This window comes from Polycladomyces subterraneus, assembly GCF_030433435.1.
GTDB classification, from domain to species: Bacteria; Bacillota; Bacilli; order Thermoactinomycetales; family JIR-001; genus Polycladomyces; species Polycladomyces subterraneus.
The window spans coordinates 1-23,841 of record NZ_JANRHH010000055.1; the positions used below are offsets into that span (position 1 = coordinate 1).

At 52.7% G+C, this 23,841-nt stretch carries 29 protein-coding genes; 19 read left to right on the plus strand and 10 right to left on the minus strand.

The features are described 5' to 3' along the window. Window positions 1-204: 204 nt before the first annotated feature. The 3 genes from NWF35_RS16055 to NWF35_RS16065 form a co-directional block, all read right to left on the minus strand. Window positions 205-1,134, minus strand: a complete 930-nt coding sequence (locus NWF35_RS16055; protein WP_301240487.1) for an MBL fold metallo-hydrolase — start codon at window positions 1,132-1,134, stop codon at window positions 205-207. Between the two features lie 125 nt (window positions 1,135-1,259). Next, the gene (locus NWF35_RS16060) at window positions 1,260-2,729 is read right to left on the minus strand and encodes a nicotinate phosphoribosyltransferase (protein ID WP_301240672.1); all 1,470 of its coding nucleotides are present in this window, start codon (window positions 2,727-2,729) and stop codon (window positions 1,260-1,262) included. Between the two features lie 35 nt (window positions 2,730-2,764). Further along, the gene (locus NWF35_RS16065) at window positions 2,765-3,181 is read right to left on the minus strand and encodes a M67 family metallopeptidase (RefSeq protein WP_301240488.1); all 417 of its coding nucleotides are present in this window, start codon (window positions 3,179-3,181) and stop codon (window positions 2,765-2,767) included. A 202-nt stretch (window positions 3,182-3,383) separates the two neighbouring features. On the opposite strand from NWF35_RS16065, the gene NWF35_RS16070 reads away from it, so the two are divergent. From NWF35_RS16070 to NWF35_RS16095, 6 genes are all read left to right on the plus strand, one after another. After that, window positions 3,384-4,256, plus strand: coding sequence for a DUF72 domain-containing protein (locus NWF35_RS16070; RefSeq protein ID WP_301240490.1), 873 nt, complete (start codon window positions 3,384-3,386; stop codon window positions 4,254-4,256). A 27-nt stretch (window positions 4,257-4,283) separates the two neighbouring features. Next, on the plus strand, window positions 4,284-5,351 hold the full coding sequence (locus NWF35_RS16075; RefSeq protein WP_301240491.1) for a UCP032817 domain-containing protein: 1,068 nt from the start codon (window positions 4,284-4,286) through the stop codon (window positions 5,349-5,351). 150 nt (window positions 5,352-5,501) lie between these two features. Beyond that, window positions 5,502-6,326, plus strand: coding sequence for a sulfite exporter TauE/SafE family protein (locus NWF35_RS16080; RefSeq protein WP_301240492.1), 825 nt, complete (start codon window positions 5,502-5,504; stop codon window positions 6,324-6,326). Window positions 6,327-6,336: 10 nt separating this feature from the next. Next, window positions 6,337-7,788 carry a bifunctional metallophosphatase/5'-nucleotidase gene (locus tag NWF35_RS16085; protein WP_301240494.1) on the plus strand — a complete coding sequence of 484 codons (1,452 nt, stop codon included), beginning with the start codon at window positions 6,337-6,339 and terminating at the stop codon, window positions 7,786-7,788. A gap of 73 nt (window positions 7,789-7,861) precedes the next feature. Then, entirely contained in the window at window positions 7,862-8,119 is a 258-nt protein-coding gene (locus NWF35_RS16090; protein ID WP_301240496.1) for a DUF6154 family protein, read from the plus strand. Between the two features lie 139 nt (window positions 8,120-8,258). Continuing rightward, window positions 8,259-8,561 (plus strand): YunC family protein, encoded by a 303-nt coding sequence (locus NWF35_RS16095; RefSeq protein WP_301240497.1) that lies wholly within the window; start codon window positions 8,259-8,261, stop codon window positions 8,559-8,561. A 90-nt stretch (window positions 8,562-8,651) separates the two neighbouring features. Here NWF35_RS16095 and NWF35_RS16100 read toward each other — a convergent pair whose 3' ends face one another. Next, the gene (locus tag NWF35_RS16100) at window positions 8,652-8,894 is read right to left on the minus strand and encodes a hypothetical protein (RefSeq protein ID WP_301240499.1); all 243 of its coding nucleotides are present in this window, start codon (window positions 8,892-8,894) and stop codon (window positions 8,652-8,654) included. A 187-nt stretch (window positions 8,895-9,081) separates the two neighbouring features. Beyond that, on the minus strand, window positions 9,082-9,318 hold the full coding sequence (locus NWF35_RS16105; protein WP_301240501.1) for a hypothetical protein: 237 nt from the start codon (window positions 9,316-9,318) through the stop codon (window positions 9,082-9,084). Window positions 9,319-9,671: 353 nt separating this feature from the next. Between NWF35_RS16105 and helD the strand changes: the two genes are divergently transcribed. Beyond that, complete coding sequence (gene helD, locus NWF35_RS16110; protein ID WP_301240503.1) at window positions 9,672-12,023, plus strand: RNA polymerase recycling motor HelD; 2,352 nt, start codon at window positions 9,672-9,674, stop codon at window positions 12,021-12,023. Here the strand turns inward: helD and NWF35_RS16900 are convergent. Next, window positions 12,010-12,225 (minus strand): acyl-CoA dehydrogenase family protein, encoded by a 216-nt coding sequence (locus NWF35_RS16900; RefSeq protein ID WP_363321632.1) that lies wholly within the window; start codon window positions 12,223-12,225, stop codon window positions 12,010-12,012. The genes helD and NWF35_RS16900 overlap by 14 nt on opposite strands. On the opposite strand from NWF35_RS16900, the gene NWF35_RS16115 reads away from it, so the two are divergent. After that, entirely contained in the window at window positions 12,139-12,357 is a 219-nt protein-coding gene (locus NWF35_RS16115; RefSeq protein WP_301240505.1) for a hypothetical protein, read from the plus strand. The genes NWF35_RS16900 and NWF35_RS16115 overlap by 87 nt on opposite strands. A 192-nt stretch (window positions 12,358-12,549) precedes the next feature. Here NWF35_RS16115 and NWF35_RS16120 read toward each other — a convergent pair whose 3' ends face one another. Together NWF35_RS16120 and NWF35_RS16125 are read right to left on the minus strand one after the other, a co-directional pair. Next, window positions 12,550-12,918: a VOC family protein gene (locus tag NWF35_RS16120; protein ID WP_301240507.1), complete on the minus strand. Its 369-nt coding sequence runs from the start codon at window positions 12,916-12,918 to the stop codon at window positions 12,550-12,552. Continuing rightward, window positions 12,893-13,861 carry an RluA family pseudouridine synthase gene (locus NWF35_RS16125; RefSeq protein WP_301240509.1) on the minus strand — a complete coding sequence of 323 codons (969 nt, stop codon included), beginning with the start codon at window positions 13,859-13,861 and terminating at the stop codon, window positions 12,893-12,895. Before NWF35_RS16125 ends, NWF35_RS16120 begins: the two co-directional genes overlap by 26 nt. Before the next feature lie 207 nt (window positions 13,862-14,068). Here NWF35_RS16125 and NWF35_RS16130 point away from each other — a divergent pair, with 207 nt between their 5' ends. The 3 genes from NWF35_RS16130 to NWF35_RS16140 all read left to right on the plus strand — a co-directional run bounded on the left by NWF35_RS16130 (window position 14,069) and on the right by NWF35_RS16140 (window position 16,681). Further along, window positions 14,069-15,064: a threonine ammonia-lyase gene (locus tag NWF35_RS16130; protein ID WP_301240510.1), complete on the plus strand. Its 996-nt coding sequence runs from the start codon at window positions 14,069-14,071 to the stop codon at window positions 15,062-15,064. A 67-nt stretch (window positions 15,065-15,131) separates the two neighbouring features. Continuing rightward, window positions 15,132-16,271 (plus strand): radical SAM/CxCxxxxC motif protein YfkAB, encoded by a 1,140-nt coding sequence (gene yfkAB, locus NWF35_RS16135; RefSeq protein WP_301240511.1) that lies wholly within the window; start codon window positions 15,132-15,134, stop codon window positions 16,269-16,271. Window positions 16,272-16,510: 239 nt separating this feature from the next. Then, complete coding sequence (locus NWF35_RS16140) at window positions 16,511-16,681, plus strand: hypothetical protein (RefSeq protein WP_301240512.1); 171 nt, start codon at window positions 16,511-16,513, stop codon at window positions 16,679-16,681. 144 nt (window positions 16,682-16,825) lie between these two features. Here NWF35_RS16140 and NWF35_RS16145 read toward each other — a convergent pair whose 3' ends face one another. After that, entirely contained in the window at window positions 16,826-17,881 is a 1,056-nt protein-coding gene (locus NWF35_RS16145; protein WP_301240513.1) for a bis-aminopropyl spermidine synthase family protein, read from the minus strand. Between the two features lie 674 nt (window positions 17,882-18,555). Between NWF35_RS16145 and NWF35_RS16905 the strand changes: the two genes are divergently transcribed. After that, window positions 18,556-18,654: a S26 family signal peptidase gene (locus NWF35_RS16905; protein ID WP_363321633.1), complete on the plus strand. Its 99-nt coding sequence runs from the start codon at window positions 18,556-18,558 to the stop codon at window positions 18,652-18,654. 202 nt (window positions 18,655-18,856) lie between these two features. Here NWF35_RS16905 and NWF35_RS16150 read toward each other — a convergent pair whose 3' ends face one another. Continuing rightward, the gene (locus NWF35_RS16150; RefSeq protein ID WP_301240515.1) at window positions 18,857-19,861 is read right to left on the minus strand and encodes a ketoacyl-ACP synthase III; all 1,005 of its coding nucleotides are present in this window, start codon (window positions 19,859-19,861) and stop codon (window positions 18,857-18,859) included. Between the two features lie 190 nt (window positions 19,862-20,051). Between NWF35_RS16150 and NWF35_RS16155 the strand changes: the two genes are divergently transcribed. The 7 genes from NWF35_RS16155 to NWF35_RS16185 all read left to right on the plus strand — a co-directional run bounded on the left by NWF35_RS16155 (window position 20,052) and on the right by NWF35_RS16185 (window position 23,744). Next, window positions 20,052-20,765 carry a response regulator transcription factor gene (locus NWF35_RS16155; protein WP_301240517.1) on the plus strand — a complete coding sequence of 238 codons (714 nt, stop codon included), beginning with the start codon at window positions 20,052-20,054 and terminating at the stop codon, window positions 20,763-20,765. After that, entirely contained in the window at window positions 20,762-21,070 is a 309-nt protein-coding gene (locus NWF35_RS16160; protein ID WP_301240519.1) for a hypothetical protein, read from the plus strand. The genes NWF35_RS16155 and NWF35_RS16160 overlap by 4 nt, the downstream gene beginning before the upstream one ends. Then, on the plus strand, window positions 21,067-21,825 hold the full coding sequence (locus tag NWF35_RS16165) for a sensor histidine kinase (RefSeq protein WP_301240520.1): 759 nt from the start codon (window positions 21,067-21,069) through the stop codon (window positions 21,823-21,825). The genes NWF35_RS16160 and NWF35_RS16165 overlap by 4 nt, the downstream gene beginning before the upstream one ends. A 131-nt stretch (window positions 21,826-21,956) precedes the next feature. Beyond that, window positions 21,957-22,163, plus strand: a complete 207-nt coding sequence (locus NWF35_RS16170; protein ID WP_363321634.1) for an ATP-binding cassette domain-containing protein — start codon at window positions 21,957-21,959, stop codon at window positions 22,161-22,163. Beyond that, window positions 22,150-22,638 carry a class I SAM-dependent methyltransferase gene (locus NWF35_RS16175; RefSeq protein WP_301240673.1) on the plus strand — a complete coding sequence of 163 codons (489 nt, stop codon included), beginning with the start codon at window positions 22,150-22,152 and terminating at the stop codon, window positions 22,636-22,638. Before NWF35_RS16170 ends, NWF35_RS16175 begins: the two co-directional genes overlap by 14 nt. Before the next feature lie 150 nt (window positions 22,639-22,788). After that, complete coding sequence (locus NWF35_RS16180; protein ID WP_301240522.1) at window positions 22,789-23,256, plus strand: helix-turn-helix transcriptional regulator; 468 nt, start codon at window positions 22,789-22,791, stop codon at window positions 23,254-23,256. Between the two features lie 2 nt (window positions 23,257-23,258). Then, window positions 23,259-23,744, plus strand: a complete 486-nt coding sequence (locus NWF35_RS16185; RefSeq protein WP_301240523.1) for a hypothetical protein — start codon at window positions 23,259-23,261, stop codon at window positions 23,742-23,744. Window positions 23,745-23,841 lie beyond the last annotated feature (97 nt).

Genomic DNA, 23,841 nt, shown 5'->3' on the forward strand with positions numbered 1-23,841 from the left:
TGGTGTCACTGAACCGAAGTACAGTGCTCAACTGTACGCATCCTGATTGGATGCCCCCGAATTTATTCGGGGGAGGATGTCACGCAAACTAGCAATTTATCATCTTTTGGTCTGAATAAGAGGACGCCGAGGCTCTTAATAAGCATTCAACGAAAGGTACTATGTGTCAGGGGCTTACCGAACGGTAAGCCCCTATCCAATATACTACGGTAGACGGAATTCCATCCCCTGTTCCCGGAGGATGATCCGATTTTCGTCAGGACCCGCTGCCAGCAACAACCGTTGCATCGGCTCGTCCACCGGTTCGTACGACAGGACGAACGTGCGCCAGTGGATGGGAGCCATCCAACGGGCCCCCGTGTCCAAAAACATCTGCCAGGCTTGTTCAGGTGTGCAGTGGTTCACTTGGTACGTATCCGGTTTGTAGGCGCCGATCGGCATGAATGCCACATCGATGGGGCCATATTTCCGCAAACTGCGCAGACCGGGCGTGTAGGCGGTATCTCCGGCGAAAAAGAGACGTACGCCATTTTTCTCAATCAGATAGCCTGTATACCCGTAATCGGTGTTCCATGGAAGCCGGTTTCCCCAATGTCTTACAGGGATAGCTGTGATGCGCAATCCTCCATCCAGTTCCACAGTCTCCGATTCACCCAGCTCCCGTATGCTGTGAAACGGCATGCCTTTCAACAGATGAGTTGTGTTACGGGCCGTCAAAACGTGTGTCCGGTGAAAGGCCAACCGCTTCAAGGTGGGTAGGTCAAAGTGGTCAAAATGGGCGTGGGAAAGAAGAATCAAATCCACCGGCCCGATTTCCTCCACTCTCAGCGCCGGAGGCACAAACCGTCGGGGGCCGATTTGGATCGGCCCCAAACTGATACCGACACGTTCTCCCAGGACGGGGTCTGTCAGGATTCGTGTACCGTACAGGTTGATAAGCAAAGTGGCGTGTCCCACCCACGTGATGGTCACCTCATCAGATGACCATCGATCCGGCCGGGGGTGATGCCGGAGCGGCCGTCTCGAAGGTTGGGGGAGACGGCCCAGATGATACCAGTATCGGTAACCGAAAAAGATCAGCAATAGCAGAAATATGCCGAACAACGGTATCATGATCCACAAGATCCAATGCAACGGATTTCTCTCCTTAATGAACGGGCTCTGATTCCTGTTTCACTTGGTTCAAAGTCGTTCGTAGGAAAAAGGCCATTCCTTTTGACCGAACACATCCTGACCAGCGTATCGCAACCCCTTCTTTTTCAATCCCGCTTATTTTTCGGTTCGACAAATGTTTGGTAAATCTGTTGAATCAACTCCTGTTTCATTTTCCACAGCTTATTGGACAGGTCGACGGGGTACTCCTCGGGATTCAGCAAACGTAGATATTCTTCCCAAAACAGGGAGCGTTGTTCCCGATGATAACGTCGAATCTCCTCCAGCGACGGAAGCTCTGCTGTGCGTTCCCCATTTCGGATCACAGGTTGTAACAGCTCGATTGCCTGGTAGTGGGTGACCCGTTTTTTCCGATAGGTGTGGACAGGATCAAACAACACGAGCGGGGTCTTCTCATCCACCCGTTCATCCACATGGGTGATCAGATCAGCCTGTGCTTTTCCGGTCACCTTGTCGACGATCCGGTACACATTTTTCCGACCGGGTGTGGTAACTTTTTCCGGATTGGACGAGATTTTAATGGTAGGCACCCACTGACCCTGTTCCATTTTGGCTACCATTTTGTAAACGGCTCCCAGTGCGGGCTGATCATAGGCCGTGATCAGTTTGGTCCCGATTCCCCACGAATCGATGCGGGCACCTTGTGCTTTCAGGTTCAGGATCGTATCTTCGTCCAAGTCGCTGGACGCGATGATCCGGGTGTCTGTCAATCCGGCCTCGTCCAGCATTTTGCGCGCTTGTTTGGACAAATAGGCCAAATCGCCACTGTCCAACCGGATCCCAGCCAGTCGCTTGCCTTGCCGCTTCAGTTCCAGACCTACTTGAATCGCATGGGGGAGCCCGCTTCGCAATGTATCGTACGTATCCACCAGCAGGACGGATTGTTCCGGAAACGCACGGGCGAACGCGCGAAAGGCTTCCAGTTCGTTTTCAAAATCCTGCACCCAAGAATGTGAATGTGTGCCGATGATGGGGATACCGAAACGCTCACCGGCCCGGACATTGGAGGTGGCGTCAAACCCGGCGAGATACGCTGCTCTCGCTCCCCAAATGGCGGCCGTACTTTCCTGTGCCCGACGCGTGCCGAACTCCATGACCAGGTCGTTGCCAGCCACGGTGCGGATGCGGGCCGCTTTGGTGGCAACCAGTGTCTGGTAGCCGATAAAGTTGAGCAAGGCGGTTTCCACCAATTGCAGCTCCATCACGTTGCCTTCCAGTCGGAGTAACGGTTCGTTGGGAAATACGATCGTCCCCTCCGGTACGGCGTACACATCGCCCTGAAACCGAAACGTGCGGAGCATTTCTAAAAAATCGGGGTCGTATTGTTCCGGCTGCCGGGCGAGAAAGGCGATGTCCTCCTCGGTAAATCGGAGATTCTCCAAATATTGCACCGCCCGTTCCAGCCCGGCGAACACGGCGTAACCATTGCCGAACGGAAGATGACGGAAATACAGGTCAAACGCTCTCTTTCTTTGGTGCGACCCGTTTTTCCAATGTGCATACATCATCGTGATCTGATATTTATCCGTGTGCAATGCGTCACCGATTCGTTCCAACAACAGAAAAACCTCCCACGGGGCACCAACAGTGTTCAGCGATTCACAATAATCTGGTACATAACAGGAATCACTTGTTGGTGTCGAATATAGTAGGCTGACAGACGACAGTGTCCTTGTTTGAGTGAACAGATCCAGTAGCTTTTTTCGGGGTAGTGCCAATTGGCGATGTCGCGGGCGGACGGATAAGGTTCGGTGGTGGGATGGGAATGGACCACCCCGATCCACTCCAATTGCTGTTCCCGCAATTGCCGGATCGTCTCTAAATAGGCCTGAGGTTCAAATGAAAACGAATGCGGGCTGTCATCCAGGTTGGGGATCGGAAAAAAGTGCGTGATCTCCTGGGCATGACCCGCCAATATGCCGCATCCTTCTTTGGGATATTGCTGTCGAAGGTAACGGTGGATCTGTTCGACAACGGGGCCCCAAATCGAAAGATAGGAAGAGGCCATAGAATTCCTCCTCACCGATTGATCCCATCTGTGCTTGGTTGGTACGGGCCTGGCTTGTTCAGGTTTTATTGTATATCGAATTTTGTTGAACGAAAAGATGAACGGTTTGGGTCGTGTAGGATGGTGGAAAACTTTGAGACGTCTCCTTGGCTTTTTTGCTAAAATAAAGCTGAACTGACAAGCGGGAGAGGAAATGACAGGCATGACGGAAATCCGGGTGGGGGTTTGCGGCTGGGGTGATCATGATCTATACCCACCCAAAACCCCGTCGAAAGAGAAGCTGGCGTTGTATACACGTCATTTTGATGTTGTGGAGGTGGACAGTAGCTATCATGCGATCCAACCGCCCGAACGGTGGGAGCGTTGGGTGGAAGAAACACCGCCCGGGTTCCGTTTCGTTGTGAAAGCCTATCGGGAGATGACCGGTCACGGCCGTCCGCAACGGGCACCGGAGCGTACCCGGGAAGAGGTGTTTGATCTGTTCGAAGCATCCATTCGGCCGGTAATGGTTTCCGGAAAGTTGTCCATGGTGTTGTTTCAGTTTCCCCCTTGGTTCGATTGTACGAGGGAACATGTCCGCTACATCCGTTGGTGCCGCGAACGATACCCGACGTTGCCACTTGCCGTTGAATTTCGGCATCGGAGTTGGTTTTTGCCCCGTTTTCAGGAAAAAACCCTGCAGTTTCTCAAGGATCATGAACTCATTCATGTGGTCTGTGACGAACCCCAGGCAGGAGAGGGTTCCATTCCGATCGTGCCGGAAGTGACACATTCTGAACTTTCTCTCGTCCGGTTTCACGGACGGAATCGTGAAGGATGGAGCGCTTCTCACCGACCCGATTGGCGGGAGATTCGCTATGCGTATCGTTATTCGGAAGAGGAATTGCGAGAGTGGTTGTCCCATTTCCATCACATCAGAGAGCGAACGAAGCAGTTGATCCTGCTGTTCAACAACAATTCGCAGGGCGATGCGGCAGACAACGCCAAACAGATGATTCATTTATTGGCGGAAAAAGGTTGGATCGAATCATCCGCTGATCCGCAGCCTGTATTTCGGCAGGGAACATTGTTTTAGATAAAAAGGAAAAAAGGAGTGGGCCGGATGTGGGTGTGGTTGGTTGCGGGAGGATTGGCCTTGATCGGTTTGGTGTGGTGGGTACGGATGATCCGCCGGGGGGTTCGGCAGGCCGCCATCCGCAAACAGTCATGGGTGCGGGAAGATCTGGGCCTGCAGTCGCATGATTCGCAATTGAACCGAGACCTGCGTCAATTGATTAACCGGCTCGTATGGTCTTATTCCCGGGAATACGTGGACCGGGTCAAGCGTCGGATGATGGAGAACCACAGCATCCGTGAAACGGAGTGGAATAATCGTTGGTTTGAATTGAAGCGCTTTTTTCTCATGACCGCATTGATGAAACAAGTGCCGATGTACAGTCGCGAAGTGGATCAAGTGTGGCACGAGATGCTCATGTTCACCCGGGCGTATGAGCAGTTTTCCAAACGCTTCCTGGGCGAATATCTTCACCACGAGCCACATGACGCCGCCGGTGCCGCAGCTGGAAGGACAATGCGGGGATGGTTTGATCTCATCTACTGTTGGTTGTTTCAACCCACTCCCTACAGTAGATTGACCTGGGGGGCGTTTTTCCGCCAACCGGTCCCCAGGGAGATTTTGCGGGACTTCGAGGGGGAGGTCTCCGAAGAAGTGCTAGAGCGGTATTTTCGGTGGAGCGCAGGGGACGTTGTCGTTCGCCGGATCATCTTCCGGTTGGCGGAGCAGATCCATGAGGGAATCCGTTTCGTACGCTCATTTGTCGAAGAACGCGGCCGGGATGAGGATGCGCTTATCATCCGATTGTTCGATCAGGTGGAAGATCCTGTTTCGCGTTTGATGTATGGCGTACTGTTTTATTCCCTGTATGATGTGCCACGCTTCGATGTAAGTCGGATTTTGAAGTGGGAAGAAATCAGACGGACCCGTTCGTCCAAATCTTCCGCCAAAAAGGCAGCCGCAGCAGGTGGAACAACCTCCTCATGTACCACTTTCTTCGGCTGTTCCTCGTCGGGAAGTGAGAATGGGGGCAATCATTGCGGCGACGGAAGCAGCCACTGCAGTAGCAGCAGTTGCGGAGGAGGATGCGGCGGAGGTGGTTGCAGCAGCTCTTGAGATTCCGTTTTCCATGTACAACCTGTATAATGGATCCGATAGATACAAGACCTCAAACTGGTGGAGGACTTTCGACTCCCCCTCTGCTTACTTACCATCCCTGGCATTGATGTGTTTTTGGTGATGGATGGGAATAAGGAGTGACCTGCTGTGGAGTGGCTGTTGTTGTTCTTGATCGGATTGATCGGAGGTACGATCGGTAGTATCGTCGGATTGGGCGGCGGGATTATTACCGTGCCGGCATTGTTGTTTTTGGCAGGAGTAGATGCACGGTTTCACCATCTTACGCCTCCGGTGGCGGTAGGGACATCGTTGGCGTTGGTCATTTTGACTGCCCTGTCTTCGACATTGTCCTACGCCCGTCAGCGGCGTGTGGATTTTTCCAGCGGTTGGTTGTTTTTTGCCGCATGCGGACCGGGAGCGGCCATTGGGGCTTATCTCACTCATTTTTTTCGTTCCAGCGGATTTTTGGTGGGTTTTGGCCTGTTGATGCTGGGAGTGTCAATAGTGCTGTCATTTCGGGATCGGCTCAGGGGGATTTCGCTTCGCCAGTCGGTAACGCGTACGTTTGTGGACGCGGAAGGTAGGGAATATACGTACGGATATCATCGGCCGACAGCCCTTTTCATTTCATTTGTCGTGGGTCTTATTTCCGGCTTGTTCGGGATCGGGGGCGGTTCGCTGTTGGTACCAATGATGGTGATGCTGTTTCGCTTTCCCCCGCATGTGGCCACCGCTACCTCCATGTTTATCATCCTGCTCACCGCCGCCATCGGCAGTGTCGCTCACGCCGTTCAGGGAAACATCGACTGGATCGCAGCATTGTGGATTGCACCTGGTTCTTGGATCGGTGGTCAGTTGGGGGCGGCCATCTCCGCGCGGATGAGCAGTCAAGCCCTGTTGGTCACGTTTCGGATCGCGATTGTGTTGGTGGCCGTGAAAATGATCGCCGACGGCATGTCTTCATTGAGTTAGGAGGATGTTTGTGCAAGAAGTGGTGCGACTTCATCTCATCCATACCAACGACATCCACAGCCGATTGGAAGCCGCGGCTGGGATTCATACGTTGACATCTCGACTGATCAAAGAGATCGAGGGGCGCGATGAAGGGTTCCTGCTGTTGGATATCGGAGATCACATGGATCGGGAACGGATGGAAACAGAAGGAACTGACGGGCGCGTCAATGTTTCCGTTATGGCGGAAACCGGATACCACGGTGTAACATTGGGAAACAATGAGTTACTCACCTTTTCGCGTGCGTCGTTGGATTCGCTTTACGAAACGGCGCCATTTTTCGTCATTGCGACCAATGTTACGCCGATCGAGGGGAACCGGCCTGCTTGGCTTCGTCCGTGGGCGATTCTCCAGTGTCAGGGAGTGCGTGTGGGTCTGCTCGGTGCCACGATCCCTTATCCGATGGTGTACGAAATGATGGGATGGCAGGTCCAAGATCCGTTCTTGCGGGTCCGGGAGGTGGTTCAGCAAATGAGGAACCAGGTGGATGTGCTGGTGCTGCTGTCCCACCTCGGGTTGCCCAATGATCGTCAGATGGCGGAGGAAGTGCCTCAGCTGGATGTGATATTAGGCGGGCATACCCATCACTTGATGGAAAAGCCGGAGCGGATTGGGCAAACGTGGATCACGGGAGCGGGCAAGTTCGGACAATATGTGGGGCACCTCACGTTGTCGTGGGATGCCCGTCACAAACGCGTGGCAGACGTGGAAGGGACATGCATCTCCACTGAAGGGGTGCCTCTCTCAAAAGCGGTGTTGAATCGCATTGCCGAGGGTCGGGAGGAAGCAGAACAGAATCTGGCGTATACTGTCACCACACTGCACCAACCGCTTTCCATCGATTGGCGTTCGGAATCGCCGTTAGGTAACTTGTTGGCTGATGCACTGCGCGACTGGGTGGGAACGGAGATCGCTATAGTCAATGCAGGACAGGTTCTGGACGGCTTGCCCGCCGGTCCGGTGACGCGGAGGTTACTCCATCGGATTTTGCCTCATCCGATCAATCCGTGCAGCCTATTGCTGACTGGAGAACAACTTCGTCGCATATTGGAAGAATCATTGTTGGAGGAGTTTCAAACCAAAGTACTCCGAGGATTCGGATTTCGCGGGGAGCAATTGGGTATCCTCAACGTATCGGGGATGGATATCGAATATTGCCCGGAAGCGCCGCCTTATCAAAAAATCCGCACCGTACGGATTGGCGGGCGGGAGCTGGAAGCCGATCGTGACTATACGGTGGCCACCATCGATATGTTTACGTTCGGGGTAGGATATCCTACATTCCAAGAAGCGAAAGAGGTTCGCTATTTGTTGCCGGAGTTTTTGCGGGACGTGCTGGCCCATTGGATTCGGCAACCCGGTGCAGTCAATACGTGCAAAAGCCAACGGTGGCACCAAGTGCAGGCTTGTCCCACAAGATAACCCAAGGCTTCCAAGCCCACCCTTCCAGCAGGAGTTCAGTTGCGCTACAATTAGGTCTGAAGGAGGGTATCCGATGCGTTTTGTGGATGAAGTATATTCGTTGTACCGGGACCAATTAACCGACGATGAAGATGATGCGGTATCATTGGTTCTCAATTTGCTGGAAGATCACACGAGGCAGGATGTTTTGAACCTCATCGAAGAAATGAGCGATGATGAAGTATTGCAAATGGTGGCCATTTATTTGGTGGAAATGCTGAAAGCCAAGATGGCGCAGGAAGGGAAACTGTCGATGTGGAAACCTTCCTTTCAAACGCCATACATTCATTGAGTGGCAGAAGAGTTCCTCTGACGGGGAGCTCGTTTTTTGTATGGACCTGATTTCGTAGAGAATAGATGCCCGTTGCCGTGCCGTTCCGGTGTCGCTCACATACGGTATTAGGGGAATCCGTATCGTGGGAGGGTTATACGTGGTTCAACTGAAACCGATCGATGTGGCGGGACAGACGGTATTGGGCATTGAAGTGGCATTGCCTAAAACGCGTCTGCTCGCGATCGCCACGGAAAAGGGGTACATCATGTGTGGCGCTTTGGATGTGGCTTTGTTGAATGAGCGGTTGGCCGACCGTGGTATTCTCGCCGGACGGGCGGTAGGGGTGCGGTCGCTGGATGATTTGTTGGCCGCCCCACTGGAATCAGTCACCCATGCAGCCAGGGAGGTGGGGATTCATCCAGGTATGACCGGCCAGGAAGCGCTGCTGAAGATGATGTAACGCCAGAAGAGTATATGTTCCTCGACTACTGACAAAATGTAACAGATCAGCAGCCTCAAGCTACCCATCATCGGGTAGCTTGAGGCTGTTTCAGACCAGGCATCCACACATCAGCCAAAGTGCTTGGTGGTAGCGCAGTGTGATGACGGTCATTTTATTCTGCTGCCGGTTCGCTATCAGCGCTCCTCCTCTCAGGAAGGGCGTTACTTCCTTGGGATCAAGGCCGGCTTCGATCAAGCCGATGTTCTCCAGACAAGCATCCTCGTTGGGAGGCATGATGGAAGCCGTCGTCCCGTCGCGGAGGATGCGCTCAAAGGGATGGTCTTTCATCAAGCCGTGGATTCCGCAGGCGATGGAGGCGTTGCGCAGGGTACGGGACGCCCAATAATGTATTTGGCCTTCAGAAAATGAGAAAAAGTTTGCGCGCCAGGGCCATAAGTATCGCTGTACCAAGCGGCGTAGTAAATGGCGTGGCGGGCCACATCCATATCGGAGAACATTTCACCCAGGCGGCGGCGGATCATCGGGAACCCATCGGCTGGGCATACCTCTTCGGTTTACGGGTGGTCAACAGCTTCTTGGCCCAGTTTAACGCACCCATGCCCACGTCGTAGTAGACAGCGGCGAAGGAGCCGAAGGACCAGTTGGCCCCCTGGATGATGAAAGAATCCAGGAAGGTGTCGGTTTTGTGAAGCACCATGTCATCGGGAACAAAGACGTTCTTGTACTCCACGGTGTTGCTCCGGGTGGCTCGCATCCCCAGAGTGTCCCACACGTCGTGGACGGTAATGCCCTCCAGTTTTATCTCTTCCGGTACGTCGGGGTGCTCGATAATCCCCGCCGTGGCGTTTACTGCGGGAGGGGGTCCTGCGGCCCGCCGCGAAACAAACAACGGACAGTGTTCACTGTCCGTTGTTTTTTATTTTTAGAGAAATGTGGGAAAAGAGATGGTTTGTTCGGATTGAACTCAGCATGGATGTGTGATATCCTGATCAATGCCTGATTCATTAAGAATTAATCATTTAAAAACAAATACCCAATTATATCTTATCACTTTCCGATTCTGCTGTCAAGGTCTTTTCGAAAATCATCGGCTAGGGGGACGGATGCATGAGCGTGACAAAGCAGGAATGGCAAAAAGAACAAGAGCGGTTGGACCGGGTAACCGCTAAAATCGGCAAACGGATGGATGATCTTAAGCAGCGAGTCAGCGGGCTTAAGTCGGAAATCGTAAACATCCGCAAGAACTTCTGGGATGATGTGAGGGTTAACGTGGATGAGCCGCATGAAGCGGTGGAGACCGCCGTGAGCGTCAAACAGCAGTCGGAAGTGTTGGCTGAAAGGGAACGAAGCTTCCGTCACGTAAACAAGGAGTTGTCTATTCTTTCGCGGATGAGGAAGTCCCCATGGTTCGGCCGGATCGATTTCAGGGAAGACGGAGAGCAGGAAACAGAGAAGATTTATCTGGGGATCGCTTCCTTCCGTGATGAAAACGATGAGGACTTTCTCGTTTATGACTGGCGGGCGCCGGTCTCCAGCCTGTATTACGAAGGGGTACCCGGCCCTGTGCAGTACGAAACGCCTGGCGGCACAGTGACCGGGACCCTGGAGCTGAAGCGGCAGTATATCATTCGGAACGGAAAAATTGTCAGCTTATTTGATACGGGTGTCACCATCGGAGACGAGCTGCTTCAGGAAGTGCTCGGCAAGCATTCGGACGCGCAGATGAAGAGCATCGTGGCCACGATCCAGAAAGAGCAAAATCGCATTATCCGAAGTGAAGGGCCGCGTCTCTTGATCGTTCAGGGAGCAGCGGGCAGCGGCAAGACGTCAACTGCTCTTCAGCGAGTGGCATGGCTGTTGTACCGGTACAGGGGCTCGCTGACCGCCGACCAGATTGTGCTGTTTTCGCCCAACCCGATGTTCAATAGCTATGTTTCCACGGTTCTTCCCGAGCTGGGGGAAGAGAATATGCAGCAGACCACATTCCAAGAGCTGTTGGAAAAACGGATCGGGAACATGTTTGAGCTGGAAGACCCGTTCACCCAGATGGAATATGTGCTGACGGCCATGGATGACCCGGAATATTCGGCAAGAATTGAGGGAATCCGGTACAAGACGTCCGTCTCCTTCATGAATCTGATCGACCGGTACATTGCGTATCTCGGACAGGACGGGATGCTCTTCCATGATCTGAAGCTGGAAGATGAAGTCCTGATTCCCGCCGATTACATTCGGGAACAATTTTACTCGCTCCCTGCATCTCTGGCCATTCACGACCGTATGAGCTTTCTTGCGGAACGGTTGCTGGAAGATTTAAAAGAACGGGCTCGTCTGGAGCGTTCCAAGCCGTGGGTGGAGGAAGAAATTCAGTATCTGGATCGCCATACGTTGATTCGCGCCTATCAAACGCTGCAGAAACAAAAACGTTTCACGATGACCATGTTTGACGACTTTGAGCGTGAACGGGAATTTCTCGCCGCCTTTGTTGTTCACGAACGGTTCAGGCCGCTTCGTCAGTCTGTGAAGCGGCTGGAATTCGTGGACATCGCGGGGATCTACCGGCAACTGTTCGCTGATCCGGACTATGTGGCGCGATTTGCTCCCGAAATTCGGTTACCGGATAATTGGAAGACGATTTGCGCGCAGACGGTGAAGCGTCTGGATCGCGGCAAGCTCTCCTGTGAAGACGCGACGCCGCTTATGTATCTGAAAGAACAGATCGAAGGGTTTGAAACGGACAATACCATCCGGCACGTGTTTGTCGATGAAGCACAGGATTACTCCCCGTTCCAGTTTGCGTTTGTTAAACGGCTGTATCCTCGTGCCCGAATGACCGTTCTGGGTGATTTTAACCAGGTGATTTTCGCCCATGCCGCTGCCGGTGACGTTTTTCAGGCGCTGCCCGATCTGTTCGGAACCGACGAGGTCAAAACATTTATCCTGTTGCGCAGTTACCGCTCCACCCGGCAGATCGTCGAATTCACCCGACAGTTGATCGATGGCGGTGAGGCGATCGAACCGTTCCACCGGGAAGGCCCCAAACCGACCTTGACGCAGGTGGCGGACCGGAATGAACTGGCGAAAAGAATTGCCGACCGAATCCGCTCCCTTCAAGATGCCGGACACCAAACGATTGCCGTGATCTGCAAAACGGCCCGGGAGAGCCGGGAAGCGTATGAGGTGTTAAAAGACCAGGTTCCGATCCGGTTGATCGGGAAGGACTCTGTTTCTTTCGAAAAAGGGGCTTTGATCATCCCGGCGTATCTCGCCAAAGGGATTGAGTTCGACGCGGTGATCATCTTCAATGCGTCGGAAGACGTGTACGGAAAAGAGAGCGAACGCAAGCTGTTCTACACGGCCTGCACGCGGGCGATGCACGAACTGCATATTTATTGGATCGGAAACAGAAGCCCGTTTCTGGCTCAAGTTTCCCCGGATTTGTATGTCACCGAAAAATGATAGAATCAATGTACACACTAGCTATATCTGTACTGCAAAAACGTATTGCTGAAAAAGTCGAACGTCTGCTCAACAAGATCGTGCATGTTCCAGGCGAAGCGGTCGAAGGACGGGCGTGGGCAAGTTGTTCGGCCGCCACCACATTGCCCGGCATCCCGGCCCCTATACCGCCGTACTCCTTTGGAATGATCAGGCAGTACAATCCGGTTCCGCAGTTTTTCGTCGTTTTCCGTCGGCGCCGGCATTGCATTTGGCTGCCCGGTTGTCTGTCAGCGAAGAGAAGATGTTGGCTTCGAAGGAGACGACAGATGGGGGCTTGGCGGGAATGTGCTGAGTAGTTCGATGCTAAGGGAGCCCGCATTTGAAACGAAAAGGCAGATAAAATTCCTGGATACACCTGCCGCTTTTCGGGGTTCTGTCCTTGTTGTCCATATTCTTATTTCGACAAAAAAAGACTGCTGACCTGCACCTTATGTCAGCAGTCTCAAGGAGGAGAACATACTCCTCCATTTTTGTTTGCGGTTGTTCACTTGTACTCCAGAAACTCAATACGGTTACCAAATGGATCGCGGGTGAAAAATCGCTCTCGGCCTTCAATCGGTGCGTCTTCGATGATCTCTGTGCCGTATTCGGCCAATCGTTGTTTTAACACCGCCAGGGATGTGACCAAAAATGCAGGATGCGCCTTGGTCGCTGGGACAAATGGGTCCTGTACTCCGATGTGCACCTCTTGGTTGCCGCAACGGAACCAAACACCGCCCCGTTTTTGCAATGCGGCCGGCTTCGGCACTTCTTTCAACCCAAGGCATTCGCCGTAAAACCGTCGTGCTTCTTCCTCACAGTTCGGCGGTGCCGCCAGTTGTACATGGTCAATCCCCTGAAAGCGACAATCCATCCGACCATTCCTCCCTCACAAAATGAAGTGATTCAGTCAACTGCAACCAATCCTCCGGCGGCATGGTCTTCAGTGTGAGATTTTTTCCTGTCAATGGATGGCGAAACGATAGGAGCCAAGCATGCAAGGCCTGTCGCCCGATTCCTTCCATGGGTCCGCCATAGAGTTTATCTCCGTATAGCGGGTGACCGAGCGAAGAGAAATGGACGCGAATCTGATGGGTCCGTCCTGTCTCCAATCGAACCCATACAATCGAGGCACGATCGTTTTGTACCAGGACCCGGTAGTGTGTCACGGCCGGATCGCCTTCAGGGGAAACGCACCGTCGCAAAGGATGGTTGGGATCACGAGCGATCGGTTCGCAGATGGTACCCTCGGGATTTTCCAACCGTCCGGAAACACACGCCAGATACTCCCGTTGAATATCGTGTTGGCGCAAATCCCGGTCCAGCAACTGATGTGCGTATGCGTGCTTGGCGATCAGAATGAGGCCTGAAGTATCCCGGTCCAGCCGGTGTACCGGCCGTACCCGTCCTTCTCTGCCTTGTGACAGCCAGTAATGGATAATCCCGTGGGCCAGCGTTCCACCTTCACCGGGACGTACCGGGTGTACATTGATCCCGGCGGGTTTGTCCACCACCATCAGATCGGCATCCTCATATACGACGGAAAACGGTACCGGTTCCGGCGGCAGGTCGGCCCGTTCAAACGGGCGCACAGCCACACGCAGACGGTCGCCCTTCTTCACCCGTCGGTCCAGCCAAGGCATTTTACCATTGAGCTGAATCCCCCTCGACCGAGTGAGTCGGTTGATCATCCGGTTGGACAGCAACAAGGGTCCTCGCAGTACTTCCCGCACGGTGTGTCCTTCCCACTCGGGTGTGACACAGTAGGCGATCCATTTGCCGGGGTTTTTCTGCTTTGACGACATGAACATCACCATTTCTATTTTCACCTGTGTGTCATCACCATTCAAGAAATAGTATAAAAATATTTTTGCAAAATCGTTGACAAAAGGGAGTGATTTCAGCATTATGCCGTGTGGAGAAAGACACCAATCACTTGCGAAAAGTCTCGGTTGGCTTAGTTGAATGGTTAGAAACATGTTCGGGATGGTTCCGCTATGTGAATGATATAATGGAGTAAAAACATGGAAAGGACGGAGAGGATGGAGACCATCACCTATGACCGCGTACGGGAGGCGGCCGCCCGGTTGAAAGGTGTCGCCCACCGGACTCCTGTGATGACATCGCGAACATTAGATCAGCAAACCGGTCAGGAGATTTACCTTAAATGTGAGCAGTTCCAACGTGGGGGAGCGTTCAAGTTTCGCGGTGCCTACAACACAATCTCCCAATTGACCGAGGAGGAAAAACAGCACGGGGTACTCGCCTACTCATCGGGCAACCATGCCCAAGGGGTGGCGCTGGCCGCCCAATTGTCCGGTGTTCCGGCGGTCATTTGCATGCCAACCGACGCGCCTCCCGTCAAATTGGCGGCCACACGGGAGACCTACGGCGCTGAGGTACTGACGTTCGATCGTTTGACGACGGATCGGGAAGCATTCGGACGGCAAGTGGCAGAAGAGCGGGGGCTCACCATTGTTCCGCCATTTGATCATCCGCATATCATTGCGGGGGCAGGGACGGCGGCACTGGAGTTATTGGAGGAAGTGCCGGATTTGGATGTGGTGATAACGCCGATCGGTGGTGGTGGATTGCTGTCGGGGACTTCGATCGCAGCCCACGGTTGGAATCCAAAGATTCGCGTATTTGGTGCAGAACCGGTACTGGCGGCAGATACATACCGTTCCATGCAGGAGGGTAAAAGGGTGTCAATCGATCCTCCGTCGACGGTGGCCGACGGTCTTCGAGCGACAACGCCTGGCGCGTTGACATTTCCCATTTTGCAATCGCATGTGGAGAGCATTGTGCTGGTGACGGAGGAGGAGATTGCAGACGCTGTCCGTTTTGCCCTGATCCGGTTGAAAACGGTGATTGAACCGTCAGCCGCTGTGGCGCTGGCGGCTGTGCGGAAGGGAGCTTTGCCCCGGGATTGCCGGAAAGTAGGCGTTATCCTGAGCGGGGGCAATATCGACCCATCGTTGCTGTCGCAGCTGTGGGAGAGAGAAGCATCGAAGATTTGACGCCGGTTGTTGAGGAGGAGTATACTCTCATTCGTGCGCATTCTGGAGAATCGAGGGGATCAAGATGATGAAAACCGTGACGCCGAAAACAGATCGACGGCCGATCACACCGGATTGGGACCCCTGGGACCCTTGGTATACACGCAGCGAAAAAGGGCGATACGAACTGACCAGTGTGGAATTCACTGTCACCCAGCTTTGCAATCTACGGTGTGAGCATTGCGCGGTGGGGGAAATGTTGGTAGAGCGGGAGGGCATCCCCATCCCCGTCGATCAGCTGATCCGCAAGCTGGACGAAGTGGAAACCTTGCGTACGATCAGCATCACCGGCGGCGAACCGATCCTCAACCCGCAAGTGGTAAAGGAGACGATCCGTCCCTTATTGCGCTACGCCCGTTCGCGGGGGATCTACACCCAACTCAACTCCAACCTGACCCTGCACCTGTCGCGTTACGAAGACTGGATCGAAGACCTGGACGTGTTGCATATTTCTTACAACTACCGGGGGCCGGAGGACTTTCACCGCATTGTGTTTGCCCATTCCAAACAGGAGGTTCCATTCAAAACGGCGGAAATGCTGTACAACCGGATGGTGGATAACGCGCGGGCATTATCCAAAGCAGGCGTGTTCGTCTCTGCGGAATCGCTGATCAGCCCGTTTACCGCCCCCCATCTCCCGCTAATGCACCGGCACATCGTCGAGATGGGGTGTGTTCGCCATGAGGTGCACCCGCTGTACCCGAGCGATTTCGCCAAGAGTATGGAACTTCTCAGTTTGGATCAACTGCGGGAGGCCATTCTCCGTTTGGTCGATCAGCGCGATCCCGATGTGTGGATCTTGTTCGGCACCCTGCCGTTCTATCCGTGCAGCGACCGTCCGGAGGACCGCGAACTGTGGCTGCGGCTTCACCGCGAGCCCAACATCACCGTCCGCCACGACCCCGACGGACGTAACCGGCTCAACATCAATGTTTTTACCGGAGACATCATCGTTACCGACTTTGGCGATGTTCCACCTTTGGGCAACATTCACACGGATCGTCTGACCGACGTCTTCAATCGCTGGCTCTCCCATCCGGTCGCCCGGAAACATCACTGCTACTGCCCGTCTGCTCGTTGCACCGGCCCCAACATCCTAGTGGCACAGATGTATTACAACGACTGGGATTTCATGAAGAGGAAAGCAGACTTGGTGGTTGAGCATTGATGTTTGGATCAGACACCCTCCAGTATGGAAACATTGCTGGAGGGTTTTTCATTGCATCTATCACGTCAAATCCACTTTTTCGATTATTTTTTGTAAAACTATGAATGATTAATTTTGAAAGGAAACAGTGAGTAATCACGAACGTAGAGTTCCACAAGTGATCTCCAAGAAAGTCGAATACTTGCTCCAAAAAGAAAGCAGCAGAGTCCCTGAGCAGTGGCCGTAAGGGGGAGTGGTCAATGGCGAATGATTTGTCCCATTTGGTCATTATGGCGAAAGAGAGTGAACAACAACTGCTGAGTGACATCCACCAAATCAAAAACGATCCGCCGATCTATTGGCATTTCCCTAGTGCAATAGGCAAGTCGAAAAGCGTAAAAAGGCGGCAAGTGCTATGGGTATTTCTCTAGTGATAAAGTCCTCACAGTTTGCGAACTTTTTCTTTTCTACCAATTCAAACAGGAATATTAAAATAAGCAGGCACCTTTTGGTGCCCGCTCTACCTTATATCAACTGGGAACTCACAGTCTAAAACAGCCTGAGGCGTAACCAGGTTATTCTTGCAGGGTGACGCAGGCTTCTTCGTCGTAGTAGAGGTCCCGCCCAAGCTCCACTCGGCCAGAGTAGAGGGGCCGCGGCTTCTCGACCAGCTCCAGGCGATAGACGGTGCTGACGTAAAAGGGAATATCGGGCTCCTTGACCGGCACAGGTGCCATGCGTGCCACCGGGTAACCCCGGGCTACAATGTCCTCCAACAGGTAGTCTTGGAATGCGCCCAGCATGTCCGTGATGGCAAAGCCCATGTCGAGAATGCCCCGCTGGATCTGCCGCCACTTCCGCCAGGAGGCTTCCAGGTAAGAGAGGCCAAAGTAGCCAGCGGCACCGGGCCCACGCAGCCCCTCTGTGCAGCGACTCAGGAAGAGCAGGAGTCCCTTGACGGTCTCAACCGGATCCGTGAAGAACACATCAAACTGGCCACGGAGGTGGGAAGGTAGTCCATCCCGCGCGTCGTAGAACTCGGTGTGAACGTGGTCCCAACCACGATCCCGGGCCACGTCACGGATGAAGCTGACGATGCGCTCGTCCACATCCAAGATGCAGATGCGCCGCGGCAGCCCCGAGAGCGCGGCCGCAATCCCCGTAAGGTCGTCGTCGCCCAGCAACAGCAGGTCGCGGCCCACCAGATCACCCTGTTGAGCCATCAGGACCAACCGTAGCACGGTGGTCTCTGGCGTCACGTACCCTTGGTCAAAGTCAGGCGTTGCTTTGGGGCGTATGGCTACGATCTCCTTGAAATCTGCAAGGATACGGTCGAAAGGCGGCCGTAGAACGATGCCGCGCCCGCCGCAGGCCTCACAGCGTTGTTTGGCTACTCGTTCCAGTCTCAGCGTTTCTGCTTGTCGACGTCCCGTCTCGGTGAGCACGAAGCGGTTGTCGTTGTAGGCCACCAGCTCGCTTTCCATAAGAGACTGCAGGGATTCCAGTACCTGATGGGTCTGGGCTTGCCCTGCCCGCATCAGCTCCCAGTAGGTTTTGGGTCCGAAGTAGAGTTCACGGAGCAGAAGTGCGTCAATCCGACGGGTTTCCGCAGCAATACCGATTGTTGACATAGGTACCACTCCTTTCGCCCTGAGAGTAGTGACGACGCATTTCGCCCCGGCTTCCTTCGTTTTCAGCGAAGGAAGCGACGAGAAAACATGGTACCGTTTCTTTTGTGTCCGGTCAACCCTACAGGTGGCCGTGGCAACAGGACTGTGTCGTGTCGCATGGACTTGGCCACCAATTCCCTACCATTTGCGGATGCGAGGTCAACAAAAGGTCCTGTTCTGAGACTGCTGACAAAGGTAGCAGGTCATCAGAATAAGTCGACATCATCAAGTGTAAAGGACGGAATCGTATGTTTCAAACCTGCTCCCATCGACAAGGAAGCATTGAATGGTTCAATCATCGAGGATTTAGTGCCGCAGGATTACTAGTTGCGCAAAATGGACGTCGCCTTCAATTTTTCATTCATCGCGGTAAAGATCCGGCGGATTCCGGGTTGAAGAGCAATAAAGTTCCTGAGCAGTGGCCATAAGGGGGAAGTACTATTAATGGCTAACGATTTGTCCAATATATCGAATGGGTGCGAACAAGAACTGGTAGAAAGTTTCGATAAGATCAAAACCGATCCTACTACATAATATTGGGATTATCCCGAAGCGATTGCTATATTGGAAACCATTTCTTTTAAGGATCTGTTGCTAGACAAAAATGTACCGGAGTATACCGTTCCGGAAAAAAGATGGAGCGTATCAAACGCATTGTTGGCATGCCTGGGGAGACAATCCAGGGCAGCGACAATCGCATATTGATCAACGGGAAACCGTACCTGAAGGCGTAGCAGGAATTCTACAACTTCATTCCCGTCAAAATTCCGCCGAAGCATGTGTTTGTGCTGGGAGACTACCGGAAAGCCAGCATTGATTACCGGGCCCGTTCCTTTTAGTCGGAGCAATGGAAAAGTGGTATGGGTGATCAAGCCGGATGAAAAATGAGAAAAGCCGGTCCCCTTCTGCCGGGGATCGGCTTTTTATCTATGCTGCTTACACCGTCCAACGGATTAACGTGCTGGAGTGAACAAAACCGCCACCAAAGCCGGATAACAACAGGATATCCCCTTTTTTGATCTTGTTTTGTTCCATCCCCATCTTCAAGGCTAATGGGATGGTGGCGGAGGAAGTGTTACCGTAGAACTCACCGCTGAACAACACCCGCTCCATCGGGAAATGCAGTCTGTCACAAGCAGCTTCGATGATGCGGATATTGGCGCTATGAGGGACGAACCAATTGACATCCGACAGGGACATGCCTGCTTTCTCTATCAGTTTGGGTATTTCATTCACCAGTGTGTTAACGGCCATTTTGAAAATTTCTCTTCCGTTTTGGACGATCTTCCCATTGGTAATGATGTCTTTGTCGAGAAGTTTGTTGGCAATGCCGGAGTAATACAGGTGAATGGCCGCTTTTCCTTCCGTTGAGGTGGAAGAGTAGAGAAAGCTAGGATTGGCATCATCGTATTCTACCAGGACAGCCCCGGCTCCGTCGCCAAACAAGATGCAAGTGGTGCGGTCGGTGTAGTCCGTCACTTTGGACAGGGTGTCCGCTCCAATCACGAGCACTTTCCGATGCAACCCGGAGGTAATCAGCGCATTCGCAAGATGCAATCCCTGTACAAATCCGGCGCATGCAGCACTGATATCAATGGCCCCAAGGGAAGAGGGTAAATTCAATTTCGCTTGAAGTTGGCTGGCCACACTGGGAAGCGGAGTGTCAGGCGTCGTTGTGGCCACGATCAGATAATCAACATCATCCAACTTCACGCCATGATGTTGGACCATGTCTTTGACTGCTGCTACACAAATGTCACTCGTAAATTCATTTTCATCGGCAATCCGTCTTTCCCGGATGCCGGTTCTTTGCACAATCCACTCATCAGAGGTATCCACTATTTTTTCGAGGTCGAAGTTGGTCAGTTTCTTTGACGGTGTATAGGTACCGATGGCAGTAATTCTCGCCTTTGACCTGATCTTGGTGTTTGAGAAATTCATTCCCATTCCCCTTCAATCAAAATTAGTACCAGATACTAATCATTACTCATCATGTTAGCCATAAAACCATCGTTGTCAAGGGAGAATCGGTTTCATGTACACGATGGACAGGATCGAACATATGGGCAGGGTCATTCTCCAAGATGTAGAATGAAAATATCTGATTTGGAAGTTTTGGCATGGAGGTCCCATGATGTCCTACACCATTTTCATCGTGGAAGATGATCCAATCATCGCCGGTTCCGTCCGAGACTTTTTGACCCGTTATGGGTACCGGGTGGTGACGGCCACCGATTTTGAGCGAATACCCGAAACGGTCAGGGAACTTCAGCCCCATTTGATCATTTTGGATGTGCAATTACCGTATCAAGACGGGTTTCATCTGTGCAGGGAACTCCGACGTCACTCGTCGGTACCGATTCTGTTTTTGTCCGGTCGTACAGGCGAGATGGAGCAGGTGCTGGGAATGGAAAGCGGTGGAGACGATTACGTGACCAAGCCGTTTCATCTCGAGGTGTTGTTGGCCAAAATCAGGGCGATGTTGCGCCGTACATACGGGGAATACGCATCGGCCGAACAGCCCGTTCATGAGCAGTGTCGGGGTGATTTGTGTCTTCGCCTGAATGCTGCGGAGATGGTGTGGCGGGGAGAATTGCAAACCTTGACCAAAAACGAGGTGAAACTGTTGGCGCTGTTGATGGAACACGCTGATCAGGTGGTGAGCAGGGAAGAGTGCCTGACAGCGTTGTGGGAGGATGTCGCCTTTGTCGACGACAATACGTTAACCGTGAACGTCACGCGGTTGCGAAAGAAACTGGCCCGTTGGGGGATCGACGATGCGATTGTCACGCACCGGGGATGGGGATACCAGCTGAATACGAATCGGTTGGTGAAGAAACCGTGACAAGGTCCATCATTTCATATCTGAAGGAATGTAAGCATTGGATTGCCATTTATACGGTCAATACGGCGGTGCTGCTGATCTGGTTCGCTGTGGCTCGCGCATGGGATCGGCACCCTCTCCAGCTGTTCTGGAACGAAATTCTGTATGGGGCATGTCTTTCGGGCGGATGTCTGTTGTCGTTTCTTGCCGCTCGCTTTTTCAGCTGGTATCGCAAAATGGAGTATTTGCGCCGTACCGTTCAACAGGCAGAGACAATGGACGAATTGTCCCGTTATCCGTTTGACGATACCCTTCCCAGCATTTGACTGCCCGATGGATCGAACGACTACATGAGCGTTACCGGGAACAACTCCAGTCGTATCAGTTGGGTTATCGTCAGCACCTGGATTTTGTGCATTTGTGGGTGCATCAGATGAAAACACCATTATCGGGGCTTTCTCTGTTGTGTCAGCAACAACGACCCCAGACTGCTGATGAACGGGAACGTTGGTTGCAAACGGAAGAGGCGGTGGAAAAGTTGGCCGAAGGGTTGGATACGGTGCTTCACATGGCCCGATTGCAGGATTTTGCTTTGGATGTGCATAACCGGCGTACCGATCTGTTGCAACAGGTAAAAGAGGTGATCGATGCCCGGAAACGAACCATGATCCGGCTCGGGATCTTCCCCCGGATCGACGCGGAACAGGGAGAATGGCCAGTGTATACCGACCCGAAGTGGAACAAGGTGATCCTGGAACAAATCTTGTCCAACGCGCTGAAATACGGTTCACAAGCGGACAAGGAGGGGCAGTACATCCGCTTTGGATTGCACCGGGGGGGGAGAGAGGTGGTGCTGACTATCAGCGACGATGGTCCCGGCATCCCGCCCCAAGACCCCCCGCGGATCTTCGATCCGTTTTTCACCGGGGAAAACGGACGCCGCTTTACCCATGCCACTGGGGTAGGTCTGTATCTGGTGAAACAGGTGACGGAGCGCTTGGGCCACCATGTAAGCGTCACATCCACGCCGGGAGAAGGTACGTGTGTGACGCTGAGATACCAGGGAGAACAGGTGATTTGACGGACCTTTGTATCATTTCAACAGGGGATGAATGGGGAGTAAGGGGAGAGTGAGGAAATTTTTCAGACATGATAGACAACTCATTTTTTTGGTCACGATATCTTCCAAAACGGGGCAAGGAGGGATAAGGTTTGCCTTTGTTGGAGGCCAAACAGTTGACCAAAATTTACGGTGGAGGTGGGGCCGCTTCCCATCGGGCACTCGATGGATTTGATCTGAGAGTGGAAGCCGGGGAGTTCGTCGGAATCATGGGGCTCTCCGGCAGCGGCAAAACGACATTGTTGCACTTGTTGGGCACCCAGCGTATCCAATGTGCAGTTCCAAGTGGGGGATGCTGAAAATCTCCCCTTCGAGGAAGCCTCATTCGACCTTGTTACCTGTCGTTTTGCAGCTCATCATTTCCCTGATCTGAAAAAAGCGGTGGGGGAAATAGCCAGAGTACTGAAACCGGGCGGAATATTCTTGTTGGTGGATCATTACGCACCTGAGGAAACGGAGTTGGATGTGTTTGTCAATCAGCTGAACCGTTTGCGCGATCCGTCTCATGTTCGCGAAAGTTCCCTGTCCGAGTGGCAAGATCTGTTGACCCAGCACGGTTTGTTCTATCGAGAAATCATGAAATGGGATTTGCCAATACAGTTTCAAAGCTGGGTGGAGCGTTCAGGCACGCCGTATGAAGTGCGGGAGAAGCTGGTCCAGATGCTGAAAACTGCCTCTCTATTGTGTCAAGCGTCATTCCGCATCACATTTGCCGAAGATGGCAATCCCCGTTCGTTTTGCCTGAAGGCCGTTTTGTTGCACGGGGTGAAATGACAGATATGGAGTGAAGCAGTTTCCGATTCGTTCAACCCGACTTTTCACGGACATCGTGATCAGGCGGGTTGAATTTTTGATAAAGTACAAATTGACACTCCATAGTGACAAGTGTAAAATTACACTATAAGTTAACGGAGGTTACTTTTTGTGAACAAAGATGAGCTGATTCAACAACTCTCGCAACAGATGAAACTAGTACGTGCTGAATACGGTTACACACAGGAGGAGATGGCGGAAAAATTGGGCATCTCCAAAAAGACGCTGGTCCAAATTGAAAAAGGTCGGCAAAAAGCGAGCTGGACGATAGTGGTGGCGCTATGCGCGCTGTTTGCCAACAGCTCGTTTTTGCAACATGCCTTGGGAGGGGATCCATTGGAAGTAGTTCAGACAATTGCCCATACGCATTGCGAATGGCATAAACCCAAAACATGGGGAGGAAAGGTGTGGTGGATCGAAAAAGAGCGTCGGGGAGGCTTCATTCTGCAGCAGAATATCATTTCCCGTCACTATCGTATTTTGGATGAGGAACAAAGACGTTGGTATAGTTCCTTTGATAAGGAGTACATGGAGGAACGATTTGATGAGTTAACCCAACCAAATCATAAGGAGAAATAGGCGTGAAAAGAGTACCGATCTTATATAATGTGATTTTTCCGATTTGGATGGCGATATTCATCCCGCCGTTTACCTTGATCCCTTTGCTGGGCAACCTGCTGATTGACGGCAGTGTCATCTATTTGACGTTGAAACGCAATGGGGTAGTGTTGGATGGAGGGAAGTTGAGAAAGCTTATTTTACAGGCGTGGGTGATGGGGTTTGTCGTCGATCTGATCGGGGTCGGGTTGTTATTCCTATTGAATGATGTATTGTACCGATTTTTCGCCATCGAGATCGACTTTTTCTGGGTTTGGAAAGATCCCGTGTCGGTGATCGTGCTGGCATTGATCGTTGCTGTATGCGGCACACTCATCTTCATGGTGAATCGTTGGTTGGCCCGGAGAGCAGGAGTGGTGGAACCGGCGGCGTTTCGTGTAGGACTGGCGATGGGGATCATCACGGCACCGTATCTCTTTTTGGTGCCCACAGGTTATTTGATGATATGAGAAACAGTATCGCGTGATCCGAATACAGGTTGGAACAATCCCGCAGAGCCAACGCAAACGCTCTGCGGTTTTTTTGGCAACGTCCCGACCAAAGCGC

Excerpts from the sequence above, each read along its gene's own strand:
- NWF35_RS16065 (WP_301240488.1), bottom strand. The coding sequence starts at position 3,181 with ATGGCCTCTTCCTATCTTTCGATTTGGGGCCCCGTTGTCGAACAGATC.
- NWF35_RS16070 (WP_301240490.1), top strand. The coding sequence starts at position 3,384 with ATGACGGAAATCCGGGTGGGGGTTTGCGGCTGGGGTGATCATGATCTA.
- NWF35_RS16075 (WP_301240491.1), top strand. The coding sequence starts at position 4,284 with ATGTGGGTGTGGTTGGTTGCGGGAGGATTGGCCTTGATCGGTTTGGTG.
- NWF35_RS16090 (WP_301240496.1), top strand. The coding sequence starts at position 7,862 with ATGCGTTTTGTGGATGAAGTATATTCGTTGTACCGGGACCAATTAACC.
- NWF35_RS16105 (WP_301240501.1), bottom strand. The coding sequence starts at position 9,318 with ATGCGAGCCACCCGGAGCAACACCGTGGAGTACAAGAACGTCTTTGTT.
- helD (WP_301240503.1), top strand. The coding sequence starts at position 9,672 with ATGAGCGTGACAAAGCAGGAATGGCAAAAAGAACAAGAGCGGTTGGAC.
- NWF35_RS16120 (WP_301240507.1), bottom strand. The coding sequence starts at position 12,918 with ATGGATTGTCGCTTTCAGGGGATTGACCATGTACAACTGGCGGCACCG.
- NWF35_RS16125 (WP_301240509.1), bottom strand. The coding sequence starts at position 13,861 with ATGGTGATGTTCATGTCGTCAAAGCAGAAAAACCCCGGCAAATGGATC.
- NWF35_RS16130 (WP_301240510.1), top strand. The coding sequence starts at position 14,069 with ATGGAAAGGACGGAGAGGATGGAGACCATCACCTATGACCGCGTACGG.
- yfkAB (WP_301240511.1), top strand. The coding sequence starts at position 15,132 with ATGAAAACCGTGACGCCGAAAACAGATCGACGGCCGATCACACCGGAT.
- NWF35_RS16140 (WP_301240512.1), top strand. The coding sequence starts at position 16,511 with ATGGCGAATGATTTGTCCCATTTGGTCATTATGGCGAAAGAGAGTGAA.
- NWF35_RS16145 (WP_301240513.1), bottom strand. The coding sequence starts at position 17,881 with ATGTCAACAATCGGTATTGCTGCGGAAACCCGTCGGATTGACGCACTT.
- NWF35_RS16905 (WP_363321633.1), top strand. The coding sequence starts at position 18,556 with ATGGAGCGTATCAAACGCATTGTTGGCATGCCTGGGGAGACAATCCAG.
- NWF35_RS16150 (WP_301240515.1), bottom strand. The coding sequence starts at position 19,861 with ATGAATTTCTCAAACACCAAGATCAGGTCAAAGGCGAGAATTACTGCC.
- NWF35_RS16155 (WP_301240517.1), top strand. The coding sequence starts at position 20,052 with ATGATGTCCTACACCATTTTCATCGTGGAAGATGATCCAATCATCGCC.